General features: G+C 45.4%; 11 protein-coding genes. 9 read left to right on the top strand and 2 right to left on the bottom strand.

Annotated features, from left to right (window positions below; all coding sequences use genetic code 11):
* Window positions 1-82: 82 nt before the first annotated feature.
* The 9 genes from ACDG22_RS00185 to ACDG22_RS00145 all read left to right on the top strand — a co-directional run bounded on the left by ACDG22_RS00185 (window position 83) and on the right by ACDG22_RS00145 (window position 12740).
* Window positions 83-583: a helix-turn-helix transcriptional regulator gene (locus tag ACDG22_RS00185; protein ID WP_370858743.1), complete on the top strand. Its 501-nt coding sequence runs from the start codon at window positions 83-85 to the stop codon at window positions 581-583.
* Between the two features lie 105 nt (window positions 584-688).
* Window positions 689-1231, top strand: a complete 543-nt coding sequence (locus tag ACDG22_RS00180) for a DUF3575 domain-containing protein (RefSeq protein WP_117702032.1) — start codon at window positions 689-691, stop codon at window positions 1229-1231.
* A gap of 11 nt (window positions 1232-1242) precedes the next feature.
* A complete protein-coding gene (locus ACDG22_RS00175; protein ID WP_270230467.1) occupies window positions 1243-3018 on the top strand; it encodes a hypothetical protein in 1776 nt (591 codons plus the stop codon).
* Window positions 3011-3949, top strand: a complete 939-nt coding sequence (locus ACDG22_RS00170; protein ID WP_270230466.1) for a FimB/Mfa2 family fimbrial subunit — start codon at window positions 3011-3013, stop codon at window positions 3947-3949. Before ACDG22_RS00175 ends, ACDG22_RS00170 begins: the two co-directional genes overlap by 8 nt.
* A gap of 48 nt (window positions 3950-3997) precedes the next feature.
* Window positions 3998-5365 (top strand): hypothetical protein, encoded by a 1368-nt coding sequence (locus ACDG22_RS00165; protein ID WP_270230465.1) that lies wholly within the window; start codon window positions 3998-4000, stop codon window positions 5363-5365.
* A gap of 312 nt (window positions 5366-5677) precedes the next feature.
* Complete coding sequence (locus tag ACDG22_RS00160) at window positions 5678-10027, top strand: hypothetical protein (protein WP_270230464.1); 4350 nt, start codon at window positions 5678-5680, stop codon at window positions 10025-10027.
* A gap of 14 nt (window positions 10028-10041) precedes the next feature.
* Window positions 10042-11244: a FimB/Mfa2 family fimbrial subunit gene (locus ACDG22_RS00155; RefSeq protein ID WP_270230463.1), complete on the top strand. Its 1203-nt coding sequence runs from the start codon at window positions 10042-10044 to the stop codon at window positions 11242-11244.
* 61 nt (window positions 11245-11305) lie between these two features.
* Window positions 11306-11590 (top strand): hypothetical protein, encoded by a 285-nt coding sequence (locus ACDG22_RS00150; protein WP_270230462.1) that lies wholly within the window; start codon window positions 11306-11308, stop codon window positions 11588-11590.
* A complete protein-coding gene (locus tag ACDG22_RS00145) occupies window positions 11556-12740 on the top strand; it encodes a hypothetical protein (RefSeq protein ID WP_270230461.1) in 1185 nt (394 codons plus the stop codon). Before ACDG22_RS00150 ends, ACDG22_RS00145 begins: the two co-directional genes overlap by 35 nt.
* 119 nt (window positions 12741-12859) lie before the next feature.
* Here ACDG22_RS00145 and tamL read toward each other — a convergent pair whose 3' ends face one another.
* Complete coding sequence (gene tamL / locus ACDG22_RS00140) at window positions 12860-15193, bottom strand: translocation and assembly module lipoprotein TamL (protein WP_270230460.1); 2334 nt, start codon at window positions 15191-15193, stop codon at window positions 12860-12862.
* Between the two features lie 21 nt (window positions 15194-15214).
* Window positions 15215-19807 carry a translocation/assembly module TamB domain-containing protein gene (locus tag ACDG22_RS00135; protein ID WP_270230459.1) on the bottom strand — a complete coding sequence of 1531 codons (4593 nt, stop codon included), beginning with the start codon at window positions 19805-19807 and terminating at the stop codon, window positions 15215-15217.
* Window positions 19808-19863 lie beyond the last annotated feature (56 nt).

Raw genomic sequence — 19863 nt, 5'->3', positions numbered from 1 at the left:
CGATTTGAAGTTGTGCTCGCGTTTTTCCATTCAACAGTTGTCGCATTTTATATCTGAAAGCGCTTGTCAAAATCCATATTGCTTGAAACTAGATATACGCTTGCAAAGTTTCTTTTCTTTACTAGTAGATTGTTTAAAAGAGGGATTGGGGTGCATACACTATCATCAGATAAAGCGTGATGAACTTTTCTTGTATTTGCGTGCCGGATATACAAAAGAAGAACTGGCTTTGTTTTTCTATCCCGTTTTGGCCCAAAATTTAGAATTTAAGGATTTTGTATTAATGAATAGCCGCAAGATATTTGATGTCAAGGATTTTGCTTTACAGGCAAATATGAGTCAGAGTACGTTTAATCGGCGCTTTAAGGAAACTTTCAATGAAACAGCTAAAAACTGGCTCTTATTACGTAAACAGGAGTTTGTGAAGCGCGATATTGCTTTGAGCAATTTGTCATTTAGTGAGATTGCCGAAAAATATAAGTTCTCTTCAACCTCGTATCTGGATACATTCTGTAAAAAATATTTTGGAAAGACTCCTAAAGAAATACGAAAAGAAGCAATTGGAAAAAACTGTATAGGTTGACTAGAATTATAGGGTGATTGTAAATTGTAATTATTTGACGTGAATTTGTAATTTTTGTATTTCCGTTGCTGTTTACCTTTGCAAAAAAATAAAATGATAGTGTAGATGATACGGAAATATAGAAAATTACTCTTTCTATGTGCCTTTCTGTGTTTCGGAGGAAACGGAAATGCTCAAAACGTAGCTTTGAAGACAAATGCTCTTTATTGGGGAGCTACTACCCCCAATGCCAGCGTTGAAATTGGTTTGAGCCGAAAGTTTACTACCGACTGGCAGCTGGCATACAATCCTTGGACGTTTAGGGATGACAGAAAGATGCGTTTCTGGCTTGTGCAACCAGAATTGAGATACTGGTTCTGCGAGAGTTTTGAAGGTCATTTTGTAGGAGCTCACTTGCATGGAGCACAATATTATGGAGGTTTCAGTGATAAGCGATACGACGGTTACTTGGCCGGAGGGGGAGTAACCTATGGCTACAACTGGATATTGTCGTCGCACTGGAATCTGGAAGCGCTGATTGGTGCCGGATACGCTCGCCTGTGGTATAAGGAGAGTCCCCGCATTCCTTGCAGTAAGTGCCATGAAGACAAGACCAAAGATTATTGGGGGCTTACAAAATTGGCTGTATCGGTTTCTTATATCTTTTAAACGTTTGCAATATGAAATTCAGATATACATATTTAATCTGGGCTGGATGCTTGTGGCTTGGAGTAGTCGGCTGTGCATCATCGGGTATGAGTAAGAAAGTTGTGGTAACACCGGTGCGTACACTGATCCCCGACAGCATGTCTACTGTGGGTGTGGATGTGAATATTCACATTCCGGCAAAGGCCTTTACAGGTCGCACCCGCCTCATTGTTGTTCCGCAGTTGCTGCAGAAAGACTCTATGCTGGCAGAATACACTCCTATGGTGTTCGATGCTCCTATCTATAGTAAGAAAATGAACCGCCGTGTACTTCTCGACGGCTATGTTGATACACTGGCAAATGTCGCACGCAAGGTAAACAACCGCAAGGAGTACGATGTAACCTATTCCGAACGGGTAGCCGTGCCTGCCGATATTGACGGCGGACGCATTGTGGCCGTACTTTCTACCGACGGATGTGGTGAGTGTGGTATTGCCGATACCGTAGATATTGCTTACATCAACAATATCCCTACGCTGATAGAACCCAAGAAATCGCTTCAACTGAACTGGATTGAGCCAGAGTTTGTTATCCGTCCCAAGGTTATGGAAGGCAGAGGAGAAGCTTTGTTGCAGTTCGTGATAAACCGTTACGACATCAACCTCTCGCTGGGTGATAACCGCAACGAGATGAACCGTATGCTTGCTACGCTGCAGAAAATCGTGACAGACTCGCTTGCCACACTGAACAGGGTAAGCATTTACGGTATGGCATCGGCTGACGGTTCGTATGCTTTCAATACTACCTTGTCGCGCAACCGTGCCAATTCTGCCAAAAACTGGCTGGTAGACCAGCTTCATATCAGTGCGTCGCAAGCTTCACGTTTCAGTGTCGGTTCCCGTCCCGAAGGCTGGATGCCGGTGCTGCAGGCAATGATTGCCGACGGACACCCCGACTCGCTGAAGGTAAGAGAGATATTAGATAAGTATAATGCCGAGAACGACGATGTGGCAGAACGCTATATCCGCCGTCTGTCTTGCTGGAACGACATCAAAAACAATTACTTGCAGAAAGACCGCAAGGTAGAATACGTATATACATATACACTGAAGAGTTTCACTACCGATGCCGAACTGCTCGACATGTACGGCAAGCGTCCCGATGCCTTCAATGAAGAAGAGCTGTTGCGCGTATCGACCCTGAAGAAGACTCCCGAAGAGAAGAAGGAGGTATACCGTACCATTTTGCACTACTTCCCGCAATCGCAGGTGGCAGCCAATAATCTGGCGGTACTTCTGCTGCGTGAAGACAAGGCAGATGAGGCCGAGGCAGTGCTCAACGGGTTGAAAGAATATTCACCCGAGGTGCTGAATACCAAGGCAGCCGTATATGTATATAAGGAAAACAACGAAAAAGCTATTGAGCTGCTGCAAACCAATACCGAATTGCCTCAGGCGCGCTACAACCTGGCATTGCTCAAGGCACAGGAAAGAAAGCTGCAAGAGGCGTACACGCTGATGCGGGGGTACGAAGACGTGAATGCGGCGGTTGTATCGCTCAGTGTTGGCGATACACAGCATGCGGCTTCCATTATGGATCGCTGCGAAGACCACACTCCGCTGGCAGAATACGTACGTGCGCTGGTGGCTGCACGTATGCAGAAAGAGGCAGACGAGGTAGCAGCCCGTCTGGAACATGCGCTGCCCGACAGCCGATTGAAGGAACGAATGCAAACAGAGCCGGATTTCCTTCCTTACCTTACGACACCGGCATTTCAAGCATTGACAGAAGGAAAAGACTATGAGTAGAGGTATAAAGATATTGTATGTATTGCCGGTGGCTGTGTGTCTTCTGTGGAGCAGTTGCATACGCGACTCCATTCCTCCCTGTCCGCCGCTGCAGGTTACGCTTACAGTAAAAGATAAGAATTACTTCAACATCGACGATGCCGTGAAGCTGGGACTGATGGAGCGCAAGGCAGAAAACCTGCCGTTTCGCGATTACGTGAGCACGCTATATTACATTGTACACGATGCCGAAGGAAAGGTAGTGGCAGAGCAGAAAAATACGCTGGTAGACAACGATAATCAGACTCAGCTTATCACTCTTCCCGAGTCGTTGCCGTATGGAAAATATACTCTTACCGTATGGGGAAACATGAAGAGCGATGAACCGCTGGGAGAAGATGCTACTACGGCAGAAATGGAAGCTGTGGGTGCGGCGGCAAACGACATCTATCTGGCAAGTGCTACGTTCGACTATCGTTACGGCAACGAAGAACATTCGCTTGCCATGGAGCGTACCAAGGGCAACTTGCTTATCAAGGCGGAGGGAATCCCCGATAACATCGACTTCTCCACCAAGGATATACAGGATATTTACAATTTTGTAGACAATGGTTTCCAGTATTCCACCCTGACCGATATACATACCGAGCTCGACTGGCAGGAGATACGCAGTGAAATAAAGAGCGAAACGCTGATGTGTCCGTCGCCGTCGTACGAAGGTTCTACGCTGAGTGTGATGTTTATCGACAAGTCGGCAGCCGGAACCCAAGGCAGGGCAACCTACCATCCTACGCTAGAACCACAGGACGTAAACATCACCATGGGGCGTAACGAGATTACCATCCTGAAGTATGTGTATGTAGACGAAGGCGGAAGCGGTGAGGGCGACTTCGAGATTTACCTTCGGGTAAATGATAACTGGGAGTTACTACACGGTATGGAACTGGATTGATTGACCGATTATTGATAATGTTATTATTTATAGTTTAATTTTTTAAGTATGAAGAAAAACTATTTATTGGGAATGGCTTTGATAGCGTCATTGTCATTCTATTCTTGCGACAAGGAAGTTGTCTATGTGCAAGACGGAAATGGTGTAGAGAGTGTAGCTGACGGTGCTCAGATTATCACACTTCAGGTGGAAAATGGTGGCGACGGACTGGCTACCCGTGCCGGACGCCCGCTGTTTAGTGCCGAGGCTAAACAGACTATTGAAAATGTGAAGCTGTGGATTTGTGATAATACTGGTAAGAAGGTAGTATATGTAAAAGAAATCTCTAATTGGAATACTGATGGTTCAACTGTATATACTACTGGTGGTCACGGTCGTCAGACTACTATTGAACTGAAGGATGCAGATAAACTTGCTGCCGGTACTTATCAGATTTATGCGGTAGGTTATAGTGCTACTAGTGATTATGATTTAACTAAGGTTACTGAAGTTAAAAAGACAGAAGAAGGTGAAGGTAAATATACTTTCAGCGAAAACATGGTGTTGCCAATTAAAGGGGACGCTACGAATAAGATTGGTGAAGAAATCTTTGCCGGACAGATGGAATTGACTGTTGAACAAGGAAAAGGTTTCAAGAAACCGATAGTACTGAACCGTCAGGTAGCAGGTGCTTTTGCCTATGTTAAGGATATTCCTTATATGGAAGGTGCTAAGTATCTGAAACTGGTTGCAAGTGCTCAGAATCAGTCATTGGTTCTTGGTAATTTCAATAGCTTTGATCTTACTGGAAATGGTTCTGGTAATGGCAAGAATGTAAAATATGTAGTAAACGGTACCAATGGCAAATCTGGAAGTGATACTTGTGTGATTAGCACTATTGATTTGAATAAATGGTTTACTGCTATTAAGGATGAGGACGGTGATAATTTGATTGATGCGGGTAAAAACTGGAAAAATCCACATAGACCTAGTGGCAGCCCTGCAGCTGGTACATATCCTACTTTCCAGAAAGGTTCTGCTTTTGGTGGTGAATTTGTTATCCCGTTTGCACATGTAGATGGAAAACAGACTTTGACTTTGCAATTGACAAATGCAGGTGGAAAGGTACTTAGAAGCTGGAAAGTGAATCTGGGTTCAACTGATGTTCAGTTGAATCAGACAATTACATACTGGAATAGTAATTGGGATAGTACTATTACAGATACATCTGCAAACACCTACAGCCTTGTACGTAACCACTTGTATGGTATTGGTACCAGAATGAATGATGATCCGGGAAAAGGTACAGATCCAGATCCGGATCCAGATCCAGAACCTACAGATCCAGATCAACCAGAATCATTGAACAACAAGCAGGAACTTGTATTGAAAGTAAACGATAACTGGGAAGTGATTCACGGAATGGAATTGGATTAATTTTCAGACCGATATATCGAATAGTATTGCCTGACATTCGGGCAATACTATTTTACCCTGTTTTTTGAATTTCCGAAGTCAAGTAACAAAAAGCTCTTCTGCAAGACGCCGGCAACAGTGAGATTTCTCATGAACGATACGAATCGGAGCCGGAAGACTGCCTGTCTTTCATGATTATTCCGAAGGCAAGAGCCAGGCAGCTTTCCGTCATTATTCAGAGAAAGAATCGCGTAAAACCGCAGGCAGGTAGTACCGTTTTATGCACGACGGGGAAGTGAAGAAATATTGTAAAAACTATAAAATTTAAAGATAATGAGCGTATTTTTCCAGACATCCAGACAAAGGAGTTTTCTTTCCGCCTGTCGAATAGCCGGAAAGAAATGGTCTGCATCGGTGCCGCTGTTTCTGGCTGCACTGCTGACAGTTGTATTTTATTCATGCCGCGATGAGGATTTACTTCCCTCGGTGCAATCTTTCGAACAAGGCGGAACACGTGCTGAGGCTGCAAGTACCTCGGGACTTGATGTGGTACAGGGTGCTACCTACGGTGCTACATACAAGCCCAATTGTCGTGTCCCTTTGGTGGGTGAAGGAAGAGTAATCAACCAGATAACCAAGAATTTGGTAGGCGTTTTAAGTAACTCGGATAATAAGTTGGAATATTTGGTAGACAAGAACTTAGATAACTCTGTTAGTCTGAAGGGATTGGCAGAGGTAAATGCAGGGCTTCCAATTTTGTCTGTAAAAGATGTCAATCGTGTTTACTACGATTCTTCTAATGGCATTAAGGTCGGATTCTTGTATAAAGCCCCAGGAGGTTTACTAAGCTTAAATGTATTGCAAGGCTTTTGGGTAAAGACTTATTTAAAAGGCGAAGAACAAGACGGTTCCTCTACATCAGGAAGTGGTGATAATTTTAAGTTACTAAACTTAAATCTCTTGAATGTATCCGGAGGATTAAGTGAAATTTCATTTACTACTACTAAACCTTTTGATGAGGTACGCATCGGTTGTGCTTCCATCGATGTCGAAGTACTTAGTGGACTGGAGTTCTACTATGCGTTTGTGGGGGAGAATCCTAAAAAGATAGCAGCAGAAACATATGCGTATCCTACAGCTAAGCAAGAAAAACCAGCACATTGGGGGACAGGAGATTTAGTAAACAAGAATCTAAATGATGGACCGGTATGTGAACTTGTAAGCGGACTATTGGGTGGTGGACTCACATGTCGTGTAGATTTTGGAGCGACGATACCCGTTGGTTCAGAAGTAGGATATTATACAACTGGGGGTGGATTAGCTTCTATTTCTTTAGGAGCTACTAAATTAAATGCCTATGACACAGGTGATAATAATCCTCAAAGCATTAATACGGAAAGTGGTATCGGAGTATCTGCTTTAGTAGGAGGCGCAAGAGAGTTTAGCATGATATTAACAAAAAAGGATACCCGAAGATTGGAACTTGATTTACCTTCTGGTATTAATTTGTTATCAGCAGTGAAAGTTCATTACGCCTACTCCCGCGACCCGGTAGAGATAGACGTATCCTCTTATTTTACCATTGGCAATGATACCATTTCTACCGATTATTACAACCTCCCGACACCATCGGAAGGTACTGTAATCTATTCACTTATTAGTTGGCCCAGCGGAGCTACATCTCCTTCTATATCGGGCAACCACATGACCGGCATGACAGTAAATGGTGACTATGTAGTAAAGGCTGTATATACCCGAGAAGAAAAAGAAATTTCATGGTCGTATGCGGTGATTCATCGCAATAAAAAAGAAGCTGAGGCGGGTTGTAATACGATGATGATTAATACTTCTGCGAACCAAGGACAGTATACGGTGGTTGAATCTAGTGGATCGCAGGGAGGTATTTCTTTGTTCAATAAGATAAACAACCGCCAGAATCTGGTTGATGGTGATTATACTAATTATGCAGAAGCTACCAATGTATTGAGCTTGATTCAGTTTGGCAGTCTGGCTGGTGTACATTCTTCTCAAGACATTGCTCCGCAAGGAGGAAAGACCCGCGTGGGATTTGTGATGCAGACAAATAATCAGCTGCTGGGTGCCGATGTCTTGAAGTTTTTCTTTATCAGACTGTATAAAGATGGTGAAGAAGTGTTTTCCGGACTGACGGCAGAAAATGACGCGGTAGGAGTGGGACTGGTAGGAAACGACGGAAGCAAGTTACGTTTTTATGTGGAAACAGATAAGACATTCGATCAGGTGGAGCTTTGGACTGCAGGCTTGCTGAATGTCAATTTGAATACCTTCCGTTTGTATTATGCTTTCTACGAACCCACTACTTGCGAAGAGTATGCAGGGACATCGGAGGCTTGCATGGAAATAATCACGGCGCAGAAGCATGGGGCGACTATCAACTATGCAGAAACAAAATCTTCGTCGGTTGCAAGTGTAGGGACTACCATGAACAATCTGTCGTACGTAATCGACAACAGTCAGCAGACAGCGGCTTCTATTGTAGCTGGAGTCAGCCTGATAAGCCGTTCTACCGTGGCTGTAAAATTTAATTCCATCAGAGGCGGACAGCCGCTGGGTGCCATACTCCGTACGCCGGGATATGTGCTGAATGCGTCTGTTCTTCAGAATGTGACAATAGCTGCATACAATGGTGGACAGGCGGTAGCAAGTGAGTCTACTTCCGGCGGATTGGCTTCCATCGAGGTGATAAGCGATGCCGGACTGGCTTATATGGAGGTTACTCCTTTACAGGGTTACGATGAAGTACGTATTTCGTTCCCTTCATTGGCAGATGCGCTCGAAACAGTCTGGCTGTCGGGTTTCTATATCCGTCCGGATGCCAACGGAAATGGTATTCCCGACTGTGCGGAAGAACCGGATGATCAAGGAGAAACCGACATTGCATATAAGAGTATAACCGAACATGTTTGTGTGGATGAAACAACCTATTTGGGCAATGTACGTATCTTTGTCGATGCTCAGGATGATAAAGTTGGTACTAAACTTACATTTACCTGCTATCCGTATAACGGCAACGGACAGAAGATAGAACAGGAGGCTGAATTGCGGCAGGATGATAAGGGCTATTTCTTTGAATTGTCATTGCCGGTAGGCGATTATTCTATTTCGGGATTGTCTACTTACAACGGGCTGCGTGCTCAGGTACATCCGCTGAAGACTACCTGGAAGAGAAATGCGTCAGATACCGACTGGAACAACTGGAGCAACTGGACGGACGGTTCTCCTTGGGGATGTACTAATGTGGTGATTCCTGCAGGAGCCACACGTTATCCTGACTTGAATGCTTGGGGTAGTGTAGATAAATTCTATGGCGGTAACTATTGTGCGAATATTCATTTCGAACCGGGAGCTGCTGTACTCAATACACAATATCTGGAGTATGACTGTGCATACGTGGAAATGGAAGTACAAAGCGGTATGTATCATATGATTTCTACTCCGCTTCACGGCATGGTTACGGGCGATATGTTTGTTTCGCCTGAGATGCCGGCATACTTTACTCCGCTGAATGGGGCTACTTATCGTGAAGTGCGACACAATCCGATAGTACGTCAGAAAATGTACAGTCGTGCGGTTACAACTGCAACTTCTGGTACTAACGGTACTGTAGTTGCTACTGCCGACTGGAGTCGTACATTCAATGCCGTGGCTCAGCCGTACGAGCAGGCACAGGGCATCAAGATGATGGTTGGAAATGATTGGGGGACTTCTTATCGTCTTCGTTTCCCGAAAGCATATACCGAGTACAATTATTATACGCTTTCCGGCGGATGGGTTAAAAAAGAAACTTTGCCGGAAGGGGCAAGAAATATGAATGGAAAATTTGCTTATGAAGAGAGTGGGTTTAAGCCGGAGAATGCAGGTCGTTCATTTACTTTTGAATTGCGGAATGAAGAACAGGGAGCTACCTATTTTGTGGCAGGTAACCCGTTTATGAGTTATTTGGATATAAAGACATTCCTGACAGAAAATAAACAGTCTGTTCAAGCTATCCGTATCATAGATTCTGAAAGTGTTTTCGGAGAAGAAGAGGGATTGGTCAGAATTTCCTTAGGTAAAAACGGAGATTTAAGCTTTGATGTAGCTGGAGAACAGAGCAACACCATTGCACCGTTGCAGGCATTTTATGTAGAGGCGTTAGAAGGTTATACTTCAGACAATGTTAATATAACTTATACCTCGGATATGTTTGTACAGCCTTCTGCAAGTACCGCAACCAGAAGTTCCCGCAGTGCTTCTGTTCCGACAGCAGGCGAAATGAAAATCTCGGCTGTATCGGGTAACTCTGTAAGTTCTTGTTCGCTGATTCGCAGTGCCGGAGCATCAGATGCATACAATGCGAAGGAGGATATTGTTTCACTGATTGACGAGGACTTTATGCCGAAGGTAAAGGTGTATACCGTAGCCGACAAGCGTGCGCTCGATATTCAGAAAATGAGTAATGCAACTCGTGTGGATTTAGGATTCATGGTAAAGGACGGTTCGCAACAGACAGAATTCACTTTGGATTATGGCAGCAACTGGAAGGGATGGACACTGGTTGACAAGCAGACAGGAAAGCGCTACCTGCTGGATGGTACTTCGCTTACAGTAAATGCAGGTGCGATGAAGAGTAATGACGGACGTTTCTATCTCGTAAAAGAATGAAAGGAAAGTAGGTTATGAAAATGAAACAATTCATACATGCTGTATCTTGTGCCCTGACTGTGTGTGGCTTCCTCCTGCTGGGAGCCTCATGTAGCAAGGAGAATGAACCGGTACAGACTGTTGAGGGAGTAACGGTTACCATTGCGGCTCAGAGTGACTTGCAGACCCGTACTTCCTTGCCGGTTTATGATGGAGATTATGGAAATAATATTCGTGGTGTGCAGCACGTTACGGATGTATATCTCTATATTTACGAAATGGACGAAGCTGGGACCGATGGTGAGTGTAAAGCCCGCTTTAATGTGGGGTGGAGAGAATACTTTGGAGCTAATAATCTTCCGAATGAAACGGCAGTAATGCGGTATACGTTTGCCTATACATTTACAGTCGGAAAAACTTACCGGCTGGTAGCGGTAGGTGTAGATGGAGCGACAGGGCAAGATAATATGCCAGACTATGACGGGATGAACTCGAAAGAAACCTATGGCTTGCCTGAGTCTATTCAGACAGGCAGTAAGCTGATTGATCCGATTACACTTCAAGAAGGTAAAACTCCGACTGATATGGCACATTCGGAATTCTTTACGGGGTACGTAGATTTCAAGCCAGCATCGGAGAGTGACAAGAATATTGGTGAGATTAATTTGTGGCGCAGAGTCGCAGGTCTGCAGGTTTGCCTGAATCTGATTCCGAAGGAAGTAGAGCGCGTGAGAATATTGCTTTATAATTCACAGAATACACAAGTGAAACTATTGCCCAGTGCTCCAGCAGCAAGTGGAATTACAGATTATATTACCAGCCCTTACGGGAATGATTCTTTCAACGAAGAGGGCAGGGTACTGATGGATAAGACCTTTACAAAGGATGATTTATATCTTCCAGAACCTGGCTCAGGAGTCATTCCTGATTATGTTTACAGATGCTACATGACGGCATTTATGCTGCCTGTCAATATTCCAGACAGGGAGCTGTACGACTATACGCTTGTAGCGGAGTTTGTTACTACCTCCATGACCGGTATTGTAGGTTCCAGCAAAAAGGTACGGTTGATAAAGCCTTGGCAAAATAGCGACGGGCTTGATTTCGAAGACGAAACTGATATAGGCACAGGTATTATCGACGACCTCGACAAGTATCTTTTCCCGATTGAGGCAAATCATTTTTATTGTCTGGGGATTCCGTCAAAACCTATAGACTGTTCTGGCGTGTTGCAATAACAATTGGCACTGTGTAAGGTAGTTACAAGGGTATGAAGTTTCTTAATTGGATGATTAACTTATGAAATATACTAGATTGATTTATATGTCAGGCATCGTCCTGATGCTTCTTTCTGCCTGCAGCGATTCGTCGTCGCTTGATGCAGAAGGACAGAATGGGAAGCCACTGCAGCAGACGTTTACTGTAGCGGTAGAAAGTGTGGGCGAGCTTTTTGAAGGTGGAGAAGGGGTGAATCCGGCTACTGTCACATCACGCCGTCCTATTTCGAGCGTTACACCTACGCAGACGTTCGACAAGCTCAGTACTGATTGTGGAGTATCAGAGCCCGGCAAAGGTGGTATATAAAAAGACGATTGAAAACTGGAGTAATCCGGATAACAAAGCAAGCTATCCCTGGAGTACGGAAGACGGACAGGGACGATATGTCACAATTACACTTACCGGCAGTGAGTGTCTGGAGGAAGGAAAGAATTACATGGCATATGTAATTGGTTACCAAAGCGGAACTTACGGAGGCTATGAGCCGTTTAAAGGTGTAGAAGTAGGGGATTATTACAATCAGACTGAAACCGTAACTGTCCCTAATGGAGGGTATGCTGAAGAAGTTTTTGCAGGTGCAGAAATTTTTTTGGTGGAAAATGGAGTGATTCTTTCCAAACTGAGTGCTGAAGCAGAGGCACAGCATGGACTGATGGTAGCTCGCCGGCAGGTAGCGGGTACGTTCGGCTATTTTACCCGTGTGCCGGTGCAGGTAAACGGCAGTAGTGTGGCTAAGCTGCGGCTAGTTGCGACCAAACGTAATCAGACTATTATCTTCGGAGGATTCAGAAGTGTGGACGATGCTTTCGATTTTCATAAGGATAATGTGATAAACGGCATGAATCCGCGTATGGATTATGACTGTGCACTGGCAGGATCGGCAGTGAACAATGCGTTTTCTGTATATGAGGTTGATTTGTGCAAGTGGTTTCCAGGTAATACAGAGAATGTGCAGTTGCCGCTGGATATGAATGGTGATGGTTATCTGGATAGTGCCGATACGAACTGGCGGACTGATGAGGAAGCCTATCCTAAGGGGACGATTTCATTACCGAGGGGTACGGTGTTCGGTGATAGCTTTTGGGTTTCGGTTGTTATGACGCAGCGAGATGTGGAAGAAGGAATACCTACTTTCCAAATGCAGATGCTTGATGCGGAAGGAAGAGTGATAAAGTATTGGGATATTATTTTACGTAATTACGAAACTGCAGGTGAAGACCGTACATTGGTATCGTTGCCTGATGGGGAGAACGGACGTACTGTGATTACCGAACTCGATAATATTGATACAGAAACTTGTTTTAGTATTGTACGTAATCGTTTGTATACGATGGGGGAAAAGAGGCAATCGCAGAATTATGGTGAAGATGAGCCTATCGATTTAAGTTCAGCCGGAGTGCTTGTGCTTGATGCTCGTCATGAATGGCAGATTATGAATTCTATTATCTTTAATTAGGTATTTATATTACATTTTGTTAATAAAAGAACAATATCCCCAACTTATTTAGCAAGTTGGGGATATTGTTTCAGAATTCAGTGGGTTTTCCTGTATTCTGCATATAGTTTGTTCTAATTTTAGAACGGATAACCGATTGCGAAGTGGATACCCATTCCGTCCTTGAAGTTCGGTATGTTGTAGTATTTGGAGATTCCTGTTTCGTAAGGTACGTGCAGGGCTACTCCCCAGTCGAGGCGAAGTACAAGGAAAGACAAGTCGTATCGGATACCCAGACCTGTTCCCAGTGCAATATTGTCGAAGAACTTGTTGAACGTAAATTGCGCATCGGGACGTGCTTCGTCTTTCCGCATCAGCCATACGTTTCCGGCATCGAGAAACAATGCTCCGTTCAGATTGCCTCCGAAAAGGTTGGAGAAAATGCGGAAGCGATACTCCAGGTTGGCTTCCAGCTTGATATCTCCCGTTTCGTCTACGTACGAATAGGCTGCGTTTTCGGCCGGATGAAAGCGTCCGGGACCGATAGAACGTACCGTGAAAGCACGTATGCTGTTGGCTCCTCCTACGTAGAACTGTTCGTTATAGGGAGCAATGGTCTTGTTACCGTATGCCCAGATTACTCCGGCCATCAGTCGTCCGGCAATCTGCTGCTTGTCGTTGATGTAGTAAAGCGGTCGTATCTCGCTCGAGAACTTCAGGAACTGTGCAAATGGAGTTCCGAGGAATTTCTTTTCTCTTTCTTTCAGACTCTTGCCGAAGGCTGCATAAATAAGTGAGGTGACATTACCTGCCGAGCTGAAAGAGTTTTCCCACCATATTCGCATCCGGCGGTGACGCCATGAATCATCGTAGGTAAAGGTATAGGTGACCGAAGGGATGAACTGGTCGTCCAGACTGTGAAACAGCATGGGGTTGGTCTGTGCAATCGAGTCGAATGTAGCCGTACGGTGCTGCAAATGGTTGAACGCCAGATGGAGTGGTGTTACGGTATGTTTCATGCTTCTTGACGGGCGGAAACTGTACGAAACGGTTCCTCCGAAAGACAGCATCTTGAAGTATCGTGCACGGTTTACCTGTTCGGCATAAATCTTGAAGTTCGTTTGCGACGGGAAGCGGAACGGGTCAATGCGGTCGCGTACCCATGGAAGTACAAGGCGAGGGAACTCCAGTGACAGGGCTGCTCCCAGTTCGTAAGAGTTCATGACAGACTTGTCGCCGTCGACGGTTGAGCTGGTCTGCCATTCGTATGAACCTTTCAGCTCCAGATTGAGTGAGGCTCCCATGCGGCGGAAGTTTTTACGCGACAGGTTGAATATGGCTCCGGGACCGGTCTGCTTGGTACTCTTGGTAGTGACGTTAAGCTCCAGCTCACTGTTGTAGGGCAAGTCGAACATGGCATTCACGCGTACGTCGAGTGTATCTTTTTCTGCTCCTGTACGGGGAGTATATTGAAACTCGTTGAACTTGAACACACCCAGTCGTGCCAGAGCTTCCTGGGTATAGTTCTGTCTGGTCTGCGAATAGACTTCTCCCTTACGGTACAGGAAACGCTTGCGCAGTACGCCGTAGCGGATGCCCGGCTTCTTTCCGGAGTAATAGATGGTAAAGTTGCGCATCTTCAGTGAGTCGTCAGGCTGTTCACCGTTATATCCCGTCAGGTACACAGAAGTATGTCCGATATGATACGTGCGGAGGGCTTCTTCGGGAATACTTTGCCGGGGTACAATCTTTAACTTGACGTACCCTTTGCGCATGATTGTATCGGCAAGGAAAGTGATGAATTCATTTCTTGCGTAGTAGTATCCGTTGTCGCGGAAGAGGTCTATCAGACGCTGCCGTTCCTGATTCAGGACCGTCACGTCGAAATTATCTCCGCTGTGTATCAGCCGTTCGTCGAAATGTGCATGAATCAGACTGTCGGTTTGTGGTCTGAATCCTTCGTATGTCACGGTATCTATGTAGTACGGATTTCCCATATCGATGTCGTAACTCAGTTTTACAGCCCGCGGGTTACGGGTACTGTCTACCCGGTAAGTTACTTTTCCGCCGAAATACCCGTAGTCGTGCAGCAGATTGGACGCTACTTTTATTCGGGTTTCTGGATTTACGGTAGAAACATATACCGGTTTGGCAGCCAGTTTTTTGAATATCCACTTTCCGAAGCCTTTTTCATACCTTTCAAAGCGATTGTATATCCATAGTCCGAAAGGTATCGGAAAACGGATATTGGGCTTTACCACGATGGCGTTGTTCGGAGCAATGCTGATAGCTCCTTCCGCTTCGGCAAGTGCCTTTTGTCCTGCCTTGCTCTTGTCTTCGTTGTTGATGGTTACTTTCTTCAATCCCAGATACAAGGTTTCCCCTTCCGGCAAGTGCTTTGTTGTAGAGCATGATACAGCCATCATGGCTGCAAGCAGAAGCGTCAGGATATGATATGTTTTATATTTCTTCATGGATATGTAATTATGCTTCAATCAGTTTTCTGTTGTTTGTTCGGGCTGTTTCTTTTTGCGGGAGCGGAAGATGAACAGTTCGCTTAGTTTGCTCACTTTCTTTCTCAGTACGATACCGGCTCCTGTTTCTATCACTTCACCGTCGAGTATGCTTTCGTAATTCTTGTCGTGGAAAATCTTGATGTAGCGTGTACCGCTGTTGTCCAGACGGTATTCCAGCGAAATGTTGTCGATAAACGACTCGTCTTGCTGCTGTACATCGTTTCCGGTAGATATTTTTCCTCCGATGATAACCTGGAAGCGGTTGTTCCAGAATCGTTTGGCAAACTGGAAGTTATAATCCGTACGGGTATTTCCGGTTGCGCCTTCATCGGTCGTTTCCATACCGAAGTTTATATCTATTGTTTTCAGTGCATTTCCTGCTATCTTGTTTATCTCACTTTGCAGGAACGAGTTCAGCATACTGTTGGTGTCGAATCCTTTGCCTCCGGTATTGCTTTCTGACATATATATACCCGTAACCAGCATGGTGACAGCCAGCTTGTTTTTCTCTTCGGCCGATCTGGCAGCGAGTTCGTTCTGCATGGCACCGTCGTCGGGAGCTTCGAGTGTGAAGGTAAAGCCCAGATCTTCCAGGCGGTTTGTCAGATTCACTCCCACGTTGAAGTTTACCATACGCGTACTTTCTCCATCGGAAGAAACCGACGCACGCACCCGTTCCGAAGCCTTTATGTTCAGATTCGGGTTCATAACGTTTCCGGTCCATTCGATATAGCTTCCATCCTGAATGTAGAAAGTCTTCAGCGGGATGATAGGCATTTCGTATTTCATTTCTCCGCTTATCAGCGAATAACGGCCGTTGAGCAGCATGTTTCCGTCGGGCTGATACTGGAATGACAAGTCGCCTCCACCTTCCAGCAGCATGTAGTTGCTTCCGCTTTCATTTAAGTTGACACGTGCCTGCACAGCCTCGTCGATGTGAAGTGTCATCAAAATATCCATACCTCCCAGCGACATGGCAGGAATGTGAGGCTTGGCTATGTGAGTCGTATCGCTGAAGTCCACAAACGTGACAGTTTCGTTCAGGCGGTCTTCTACGGTCAGCGGAGAGTCTTTCAGTACATAAGTGAAATCACTGCTTCCTAAAATATTCATGTTGCCTCTCATGGTAAGGGCATCCGACCGTCCTTTCAGCATGGCATTTACATCGACATAAATCTTACCGTGTACCAGCGACTCTTTGGTCTGTTTGGCATTGATCAGCTCAAAGTTATGCGCTTCCATTTTCAGGTTTATATCCATGGCAGCCATGTCGGTCATGTCTACGTAACCGTCTATGCTGAACGGTGTCTTTCCCTTGGTAAAGATGTTGAAGCGTTCGAATTTTAGTCGGCTGTTCTCAATCTTCAGCGGTCGGTTGTCGAGTTGCAGGTTCAGTGAAGCCTGTGGAATATTGATTATTACACTGTCAAGTCCTAGTTCTCCGTTCAAGACGGGCTGTGACGTGGAACCCTCTATGGAAATCGAACCGTCCAGGTCGCCTTTCAGCCTGGCTATATCATCGGAAATGAATGCGTTGGCTACCTTCAGCGGCAGATGATGCAGGTTCACATCTGCCGTCAGATTATCTTTATCATTTTTCCCCGTGGCAGAAAGGTACGTTCCGTTCAGGCTCATTATTTCTTCATCGTTCAGCATCAGGAAGCCGTCTATGCTGTGTTCTCCTGTTTCTTTAGGCAGATATACGGCACTCATTTCCCAGTTGCCCAGCTGTTGCTTGTTGTAGGCAAGGTTGTTGATTTCTATGTCGGTTGCAACTTGCATGCTCGACTCGCTTTGTATATAGTGTGCCTCGGCGTTGATAAAGCCGGCTATGTCGGGCATATATGGGATGATGCGCCGGAACTCAGCTATGTCTATCTGGTTGAGAGCTACGGTAAGATCCTGCTGTACGAGAGAATCCGGAGTAGAATATAAGGATAATCCGGAATGATTCTCATCGTATATCTTGACGTCGGCATGGATACGTCCCTCGTCGCTCAGATAGATATAGTTGCCGTGGTTCACCTTAAACGGACGATATACCAGAGTAGGATTGTCCGGAGTGATGTGCATGCTGATGCCGTTGGGGCGTAGCTGTGCCTTCAGGCCGAGATCAACTCCGGTTTCTCTTTTACCGTTCAGGTAACCTATTGCCAGTTGTGCATCGGTAGATCCGATATATCCGTTCAGTGAAATGTCGAAGGCTTCCTGACGTTTGTTGGCAAGAGCCTTTACACCACTGTAGAATTTCACCTGCACAGAGTCTTGCAACGTCTTGAAGTAAATCGTATCCAGTTGAAGACTGTCGGTCCGCAAGCCGTACAAGTCGATGGAACCGTTTAATCCGTCTTCCGGCGAAGTGCTGAAGCTGGCCCGCAGACGATTGTAGTTTACATGCTGTGAAGCCAGGAAGTTGGCCACCGGATTGTCTGATCCGGAGAATACTTTCAACTGTGCCGAAGGCAGCATTTCTCTGATCAGGCGCTGATTTATGTGTTTTTTCTTCCACTGCTCTCCAAACTCCTTGGCTACCAGGTCGCTCTTGCTCATAAACTTGTCGAGGCTGTTGGCCGATTTGAACAGGAAAGTCAAATCGCCTGCATTGACATATCCCCTTACCGAATCGGTAGCCATATCGAAACCGGCATGCAGGTCTTTGGTCCTGAAGTTTCTTTCGGCTGTTACGAGCTGTATACCGCTGACGGTAGCACGTGCTTTGTGGCGTTGCTTCATATCCGTCTGTGCATGTACCTCGATGTTCATCGACGAACTGAAAGGCGTGCTCATAAGTGACAACGCCTGCCAGTCTAACAGCCGTACATGAGTGTTCAGGTCGGCTTTTATCATATTCGGCTGAAGCAATGCCTGCAAATTGGCCGATACGTCTATTGCCCGGTTGTTGACATTCAGCATCATTGAAGCCTGAGAGTGTTTCAGACCGGCATCGAGTGTGACTCCGGAAAACAGAAGCGAGCCATACCGGAAGTGTGAAACCTCACCCTTCAGCAGAGCGGATGTTTTCGGAGAGAAAAAGTCGAATCCGTTTCCTTCGGCATGCAGTGAGGTCGAAAGTCCGAATATCGAATCATGCGGCATAAACTCGTGTATGTTGAGGCTGTCGATATTCAGGTCGACCAGATAGCCTTCTTTTTGCAAATCATAGTCAGCTTTTAAAATAACATTGGCTTTTTTGCCCGGAAAGAACTGCATGTTTGCTCCGAGCAGACTGCCGTTGACCGAAGCTTCTCCTTCCAGTTTCATGCCATGTGGCAGTACGACACCGCTGAGCATACTTTCTACAAAGTTCAAGTTGCCCGTTTCTACCGATAAGTTGATGTTACCGTTTCTCTGGAGACTGTCCATAGGCAACGTAATACTTCCCGTAGCCTGTGCACGGAAAGCATCCTGAATGCTTGCCGAGAGCGTGGTAAGACGAATCTCCTTCAAGTTTCCGTCTATGCCGGCACGTATCTGCAATGGGGCAGACGGATATTTTTTTATGAAATCTTCCGGCATTCCGGTGATAACCTTCAGTAAATCATTCTTGCCGATGTCAGCCATCAGACGAGCATTGATCATACCGTCTTTTTCAGCATCAGTCGCCTCCCAGTCCATAGATGCGCTGAATTCGAGATACGAATCGGGGGTTGTTATCTGCAACGACGGAACTTTCAGTGTCTTGGCATCCGATACCAGTTTTCCTTTTGTTGAAACAATTTCCAGTCCGGAGCGTTCCTTTAAGTTGAAGTCGCGGATATTGGCATAGATATCATTTCCGGCATAGTAGGCAGAATCTACATCCAGCTTGATGTTGGTAATGCCGATATGCGATGCATCGAATCCTTCGGCAGCAGGAAGTGTATTGGTATCAAGATAAGCACTACCGTTTGTCAGTTTAAGTGAACCTGCCGAGTATGCCGACTTATGTAAGTCAACCAGTCCGTTCCGTAGAGAAAGCTTTTCGAGCGATGTTGACATGCTGAATGTACCCAGCGGCATTTGCATGGCAAACGAAACGTTTTCGAAATCAACATTTTTCAGTTGTATTTTCCAGAAAACCGGTTGCGAGCTGGTCGTATCTGAGGCTGTAGTATCGGCCATGCAGATGGATAAATGAGTATCCTTTAAAGAAAGAGTGTTGACAATGGCAGTTTCCGGATCGAGCTCTACGCCATGTGAGGATACGAATAGCTCTCCCAGATTTCCTTTCAGCGTCATACCTTCGATGAGGTTTGCCGTATTTACAGATGCCTTGCTCAACTCCAGACCGTCAAGTTCGATTTTCTTTCTCAGCAGGGGAGTTAACTGGATCTTCGCTGTTAATTTCTTGGCATTCAGTATGGTATCCTGCTTGTCGATAATTACGGTATTGTTTACTACCAAATCTAACGGAAATGAAAGAGAGATTCTTCCTATCGAGATTTGCATACCTGTGGCTTCGGAAGCGTAGCGTGTAGCCGTGTTTACCAGAAAATTCTGAATAGGAGGTATGTATATCAGAATACATAGCAATATAAATAATATGAACGGAGATGCTATGGCGATCCCTGTCCATCGCAGATATTTTTTCATAGGCCAAGTCAAGCTGTATTGTTTGTGCGAATTTATATAAAATAACCGAATTAGTA

It is taken from the genome of Phocaeicola coprocola, assembly GCF_041333015.1.
GTDB lineage: Bacteria > Bacteroidota > Bacteroidia > Bacteroidales > Bacteroidaceae > Phocaeicola > Phocaeicola coprocola.
Note: the sequence above shows the minus strand (reverse complement) of the source record. Positions and strands in the feature narration are given on the sequence as shown.